This window comes from Paraburkholderia sp., assembly GCF_034668105.1.
Taxonomy (GTDB): Bacteria; Pseudomonadota; Gammaproteobacteria; order Burkholderiales; family Burkholderiaceae; genus Paraburkholderia.
This window is the reverse complement of record NZ_JAXDPY010000622.1, coordinates 1-5,142: the sequence shown is the minus strand read 5'-3', so window position 1 is coordinate 5,142 and position 5,142 is coordinate 1. Positions and strand designations below refer to the sequence as shown.

Here is a 5,142-nt window from a genome sequence, read left to right as displayed (position 1 = left end):
CCGTGCCGGCGTGTTCAGGAAGGAGCTTCAGGAGCACCGGCATCCCATCCATCAAGCGGCGGCCACGGTAGAGGGCTGAGCCCGCAGTCATGCAAACCTGATCAATGGTCTGACAATTCGCGATAATCATTGTCCCCCCTTGTCTGCCGGCGACCTGGTCCGAGACTCGCACGCTGCATTCCGCTGTTGAATGGGGTGCAGGCCCTTGTCAATGATGCCCTCATCCAACCCGATCACATGATGACCCGCAACGATTTACAGTTAGTTTACTCGGTCGCCTTGCCAATGCTTCCAGGACCTGATTGGCGGCGGCTTGCTGATCGCTTTGTCGCCCCTGGTGGCATTGACGGCTTCAGGGCGAGTTCGGTGAATGCGCGCCAGGCAACGAACCCATTCTGCAAGCTGTCCGGGATCCGCTGACGCGAGCAGGTGCGGCGGCGTAAAATGGCCGCATGCCAGTGGGGTGCGCCCGTACTCCAGCTTCGCAAGGTGTCCAGATGACTACTAGACCGACCCGCCAAACAATGGACGAATCTGAAGCAACCAGCAATTCCGTCATCTACGTCGTCGACGACGACGAGGGAATCCGTCTGGCCCTTGACTTGCTCTTGCGCTCCGTCGGCTTGCGCGTCGAAACGTTCGAGTCCCCGGACGAATTTCTCCGCTTTCCCCACTCAGATGGACCGAGCTGTCTCATTCTTGACGTGCGGCTTCGCGGAAAAAGCGGCATGGCTTTTCATCAGGAAATCGTTAATAGCGGCATGCGTATTCCCGTCGTATTCATGACCGGTCATGGAGACATCGAGATGGGAGTGAAGGCAATGAAGGCGGGCGCGCTTGATTTCTTTGCGAAGCCATTCAAGGACCAGGACATGCTCGACGCGGTGGCTCAGGCCTTGGCGCGAGACAGAGAGCGGCTCGCGGCAGAATCCGCGCTCACCGGTCTGCGCGCCGCGTATCAGTCTCTTTCGCCGCGTGAGAAAGAGGTGATGGGCTTTGTTCTGTCCGGTCTGCTGAACAAGCAGATTGCCTCTGAGATGAACCTGAGCGAAATCACAGTCAAGGTTCACCGTGGACAGGTCATGCGCAAGATGAACGCGCGCTCGATGCCAGACCTTGTCCGCAAGGCCGAATCGCTGGGTGTCAAACCCTGCCTGCCCGACGGCCGTCATTGATTGCTGGGCGTGGATCTACTGGCTGCATAGTCGTGCGCCAGGCCACGCGCAATGAAAAGTCTCCATGTCGCGCTTATACGTCCGTATAAGCCAGTTACGCTAATGCTGCATCGGCGTATCCAATCGTAGAGTAGACCCGCCCTCCCGCTGGATCTACTCTTCTCTTACGGCTACACGCTCGCTGTTATTGCAGCGCAAAGATCGCCGTTCGGCCCGACGACCGCATGTCACTTTCGGATGGCCGCCTGACCGGTTCTCTTCCTAATGTCCGCAAGGAATCATCGTGTCACATGTTCTACGTAGCTGGATTCATATCGGTAGCAACGCCTATAACGAGTACACGTTTGTGCCGTGGCTTGGCAGAACCATTTATCGCCGTACGGTCGACTTCTCCGCCATATGCATCCAGTAGTCGCAAGTCAGCAGTTGCGCTGCGGTGATTCTGACTAGCGCGCTGATCAAGGCCGGCGCACGCGTCTGAGACGCGCTGAAATGGAAAGCGCCCTTATCGGCCGGATTCGCGGACCCCGGGCCCCTCGTCGTTCACCGGATCGCCGGAGCGAAAGCGCTGCCGGTACTCAACGGGACTAATCTGAAGCCGGCGACTGAATGTGCGCCGCAGCGTATCCGCGCTCTCAAAGCCGCAACGCTTCGCGATCTCGCCGATTGGGTGGCGAGTGCTTTCGAGGTAGCGGCGCGCGGCGTCGATGCGCGCGTCGTTCAGGAATGCGATGAGACTGACGCCGCACTCCCTGGTGAAGAGGCGCGACAGATTGCGCGGACTCATTTTGAGCCGGTGCGCAAGCGACGTGGTCGTATGATTCAGATGAAGGTTGTCGAGCAGGTACTGCTGAATCGACTGGATCTGCGAATCGCTGGCGGCCTGGGTTTCCAGCAGCGGGCTGAACTGCGACTGGCCGCCCGCGCGGCGCACGTACACGATCAGATACTTCGCGACGTCGAGCGCCATTTGCTTGCCGAAGTCCTCTTCGATCATGACCAGTGCGAGATCGATGCCGGCGGTCACGCCGGCGGTCGTATAGAGCCCGTTGTCTTTTACGTAGATCTGGTCGGGTTCGACTTTCGCCTTCGGAAACATCGATGCAAGACGCGTGGCGTCCATCCAGTGTGTCGTGACCGTCCGGTTATCGATCATGCCGGCCGCGCCGAACGCAAACACGCCGTTGCAGATAGCGGCGATCCGCCTGGTGCTCTTGTGCTGCTTCGCGAGCCATTCGCTGAGCGTCGAGTCTTCCAGTACTTCGAATACGCCGAGGCCGCCGGGCACGATCACCGTGTCGAAATGCGGACACGGATCGAAGATGGTCCGGTCCGGCATGACCGTCAGCCCGCTGGAAGACAGCACACTGCCCCGCGTCGTGCCGATTGTCAGCATTTCGTATTCGCATGCCCCCTGACTGAGAACGCGGACCTCCGCAAAGGCGTCTTTGGGGCCCGCGATATCGAGCAGCTGGAAGCCGGGGTACAGGACCATTCCGACGGTGATCTTGCGCATAGATGTCAGTCAAAATGGAGCCGAGGCGGCACGGCGCATGCCGCATGCGCTCGCCTAGTGGTTCGTCTCGAGTTCGTGGAAGCGCCGGGTTCGGTAAAGCACCATCGATACGAGCCAGCTCGCGGCGAAGATACCAATGATGATGTAGCCCAGCGTGCCGAAGTTGTCGTTCAACGTACCGATAGCATCCCACAGCTTGCCTTCGAGCTTCAAGTGGTCAGAAATCAGGCCCAAGGCCTCGATCGTGCCGACCAGCAGCGCGACCGCGACCGACACTAGCGTAATCGTCATGTTGTAGTAGATCTTACGAATCGGCTTGAGATACGCCCAGCCGTAGGCACCGAGCATCAGATGACCGTCGAGCGTGTCGACCAGCGACATCCCCGCGCTGAAGAGCGCCGGGAACACCATCACCGACCATGCCGAAATGCCGTGCGAAGCCTGCGACGCGGACATGCCGAGCAGGCTCACCTCGGTCGCGGTATCGAAACCGAGTCCGAACAGAAAGCCAAGTGGGAACATGTGCCAGCTACGCGCAACAAGCCGAAACATCGGGCGAAAGATCCGCGCGAGAAAGCCGCGGTTGGCCAGCAACATGTCGAAGTCGACGTCGACGTAGGCGCCGCCTGCGCGTACGTGGCGCCATGCCTGGAAGATCGACTTCAGAATCACGAGGTTCAGGAACGCGATCGCGAACAGGAAGAGGGTGGATACCGACGTGCTGATCAATCCGCCCAATTCTTTGTATTGGGTAAAGCGTGTATTCAACGCGCTTGCGACTGCCGCGACCGCGAGCGAGGCGATCACGATGATGGTCGAGTGACCGAGCGAGAAGAAAAAGCCCACGGCGACAGGGCGTTTTTTCTCCTGCATCAGCTTACGGGTCACGTTGTCGATCGCGGCAATGTGATCGGCATCGACCGCATGGCGCAAACCTAGTCCATAGGCGATCAACGCGGTGCCGAGCAGGACCGGGTGGTCCCGGAACGACGCGAACGCCCAGATCCACGCGCCGACATTCATCACCAACAGCAGGCCGTAAATGCCGAAGAGCTTGCGCTGGACCTGTGGATCGGATCCGGTGAGTACATTGGACAGTTGCTTGAGCATGGTAGATATCCTGATGAAACTTCGTTTTGCGACATGCCGGGCGTCTCGCGCTATTGCCTGAACGCCGCGAGCATGGGCGCGGCTCAGTTGCCGGACGGACGCAACGCACGCAGATTCAGCGACGCCATGTCGCTGGCCGACAGCACGCCGGCCTGTGTCACGGTCTTTTCGAGGGCGAGCAGAAAGCGCTCGTAGTAGTCCCACGGCGGCTGCCCCGCGCAGTATCCGTCTTCCCATTCAGCGATCGACTCGATGAGGTTCTGACGGAAATCGTCCCACTCGAAGTGCCCCGCCTTCGAAAGCGAAAGCGCGAGCCCGAATACCTGCCGTTCCCATGGCTTGTCGAACAGCAGTTTGCCTTGCATGCGCGGCGGAGAGTCCGGATGTCCCAGCATGCTGGAGGCTGCATATTCCTCGAAACGGGTAAACATGATCAGGCCGCCGGCTGTGGCGATGCGCAAGGCGAGGGCACCAGCGCCACACCCATCATCGCTTCGGGGGTGACGAGCGCGGCCAGTTCCGCTTCGCTCATGCCTTCGGTGCCGGCGGGTCGCTCCGGGATGACGAACCAGCGGATTTGCGCGCTGCTGTCCCATACCTTGACTTCCGTGTCGTCCGAAACCGGCACGCCGAACTCCTTCAGCACGGCGCGCGGTTCGCGCACGCCGCGCGCGCGGAACACCGGGTCTTTGTACCAGTACGGCGGCAGACCCAGCACGGGCCACGGATAGCAGGAGCAGAGCGTGCAGATGATGAGGTTGTGAACCCCGTTGCCGTTGGCGACAGCGGCCATGTGTTCGCCTTCCGCGCCTTCCATCCCGGCCGGGAAGTTCATTTCCGCAATGGCCTTCGGTGTGTCTTCGACGAGGCGTTCCCGGAACGCCGGATCGACCCACGCGCGCGCCACGATTTTCGCGCCGTTGAACGGGCCAGCCATCGTTTCGAAATGGCCGAGCACGGTGTCGACCGAGTCGCTGCCCAGCACCCCTTTCTCGATAAGAAGCGCTTCGAGTGCGCGTACCTTGGCCGCGCTCGCGGCCTCGCGGTCATCGTCGTATTTGAAAAGTTCGCTCATGTTGGTTTCGTACCGGATGATGGATGGAGAGATTCAGTTCGATGCGTCGAGATACGCTTCGTAGAGGTCGGCGTAGATCGTCGTGTTGGGTTCGCTCTTGTCCTTGCCCCAGATGTCCTCGGCCTTGAATGCCACGCGATAGACGGGCATCGGCTCGCCGATGCCGTCGGGCCCGGTCGAAACGAAGTAGGAGAAGGCGCCCGGATAGACGAGATCGATCACACCGCGCTTGTTGCGCAGGTGGCCCGGCAAACGCGTGTGATCGA

The 5,142-nt window shown here is 60.2% G+C and carries 6 protein-coding genes; 1 reads left to right on the top strand and 5 read right to left on the bottom strand.

Features of this window, described 5'->3' with window-relative positions; translation table 11 throughout:
- Positions 1-524: 524 nt before the first annotated feature.
- Positions 525-1,175: a response regulator transcription factor gene (locus QOC89_RS27320; RefSeq protein WP_323047882.1), complete on the top strand. Its 651-nt coding sequence runs from the start codon at positions 525-527 to the stop codon at positions 1,173-1,175.
- Positions 1,176-1,680: 505 nt separating this feature from the next.
- Here the strand turns inward: QOC89_RS27320 and QOC89_RS27315 are convergent.
- From QOC89_RS27315 to QOC89_RS27295, 5 genes are all read right to left on the bottom strand, one after another.
- Entirely contained in the window at positions 1,681-2,691 is a 1,011-nt protein-coding gene (locus QOC89_RS27315; RefSeq protein ID WP_323047881.1) for a GlxA family transcriptional regulator, read from the bottom strand.
- Between the two features lie 54 nt (positions 2,692-2,745).
- On the bottom strand, positions 2,746-3,801 hold the full coding sequence (locus QOC89_RS27310; RefSeq protein ID WP_323047880.1) for a HoxN/HupN/NixA family nickel/cobalt transporter: 1,056 nt from the start codon (positions 3,799-3,801) through the stop codon (positions 2,746-2,748).
- An 83-nt stretch (positions 3,802-3,884) separates the two neighbouring features.
- Positions 3,885-4,232 (bottom strand): nitrile hydratase accessory protein, encoded by a 348-nt coding sequence (locus QOC89_RS27305; protein WP_323047879.1) that lies wholly within the window; start codon positions 4,230-4,232, stop codon positions 3,885-3,887.
- Between the two features lie 2 nt (positions 4,233-4,234).
- Positions 4,235-4,876, bottom strand: a complete 642-nt coding sequence (gene nthA, locus QOC89_RS27300) for a nitrile hydratase subunit alpha (RefSeq protein ID WP_323047878.1) — start codon at positions 4,874-4,876, stop codon at positions 4,235-4,237.
- A 33-nt stretch (positions 4,877-4,909) separates the two neighbouring features.
- Positions 4,910-5,142, bottom strand: a 233-nt coding sequence (locus QOC89_RS27295) for an SH3-like domain-containing protein (protein WP_323047877.1), incomplete at its 5' end; no start/stop codon positions are given.